The organism is Actinomadura rubrobrunea NBRC 15275 (assembly GCF_001552235.1).
In the GTDB taxonomy this organism is placed as follows: domain Bacteria; phylum Actinomycetota; class Actinomycetes; order Streptosporangiales; family Streptosporangiaceae; genus Spirillospora; species Spirillospora viridilutea.
The window spans coordinates 1-1,048 of the sequence record NZ_BCQU01000215.1 but is presented as its reverse complement, the minus strand read 5'-3'; the positions used below and the strand labels follow the sequence as shown (position 1 = coordinate 1,048).

The following is a 1,048-nucleotide window of genomic DNA, read 5'->3' as shown; positions in this document are numbered from 1 at the left end:
GGCTGGCCGCCGGCGTGCCGCCCGCGACGCGTCCCGACCCGCGGGGCCTGCCGGGGCTGCGCGCCGCGCTGGCCGACTACATCCGCCGCAGCAGGGGCGTCCTCTGCCCGCCGAGCCGCGTGCTGGTGACGCGGGGCGCCACGAACGGGCTGGACCTGCTGGCCGCCACGGTCCTTCGCCCCGGGGACCGGGTCGGCGTGGAGGAGCCCGGGTACGGCAGGGCGCGCGAGGTGCTGGCGGCGCGCGGGGCCGAGCTGGTGCCCTGCCCGGTCGACGAGCACGGGCTGGTCGTCGACGGCCTCCCCGACGACCTGCGCCTGGTCTACACGACGCCGTCGCACCAGTACCCGCTGGGCGGGGTGCTGCCGGTGCCGCGGCGGCAGGCGCTGCTGGCCTGGGCGCGGCGGACGGGCGCCCTCGTCGCCGAGGACGACTACGACGGCGAGTTCCGCTACGACGTGGCGCCGCTGCCCGCCCTGTACGGGCTGGACCCCGACGTCGTCGTCTACCTGGGCACCACCACCAAGATCCTCACCGCGGACGTGGGGGTCGGCTGGCTGGTGGCGCGGCCCGAGCTGGTCGAGGAGATCGCCGCGCGACGCGACCGGCTGAACGACCGCACCGCCGTCGTCCCGCAGGAGGCGATGCGCCTGCTGCTGGAGCGCGGCGACCTGGACCGGCACGTGCGGCGGATGCGCGCCGAGTACGCGCGCCGCCGCGCGGCGGTCGCCGAGGCCCTGGACGGGCTGCGGCTGCGCGGCGACACCGCCGGGCTGCACCTGGTGGTGGAGCTGCCGGAGCGGGAGGCGGCGCGGGTGGCGGACGAGGCGGCCCGCGAGGGGGTCCTGGTGGACACCCTCGCCCGCCACCACGCGGGGCCGGCCAGGGTGTCCGGGCTGGTGATCGGCTACGGCGCGGCGGCGTCCACGGCCGAGCTCAGGACCGCATGCGCGCTGGTTCGGGAGCTGGTGAGACGGCGTCCGGCGACGGCGCGTCCGGCGGCGGGGGCGTAGCGGACGCGGCGGGCGCCGGCACGTCGTCGCAGCCC

1 protein-coding gene is annotated in these 1,048 nt (G+C 78.8%); it reads left to right on the top strand.

Annotated features, from left to right (window positions below; all coding sequences use genetic code 11):
• Positions 1-1,013 (top strand): aminotransferase-like domain-containing protein (locus AR3_RS29085; RefSeq protein ID WP_067918829.1); only part of this gene is annotated, 1,013 nt, incomplete at its 5' end.
• Positions 1,014-1,048: the final 35 nt, after the last annotated feature.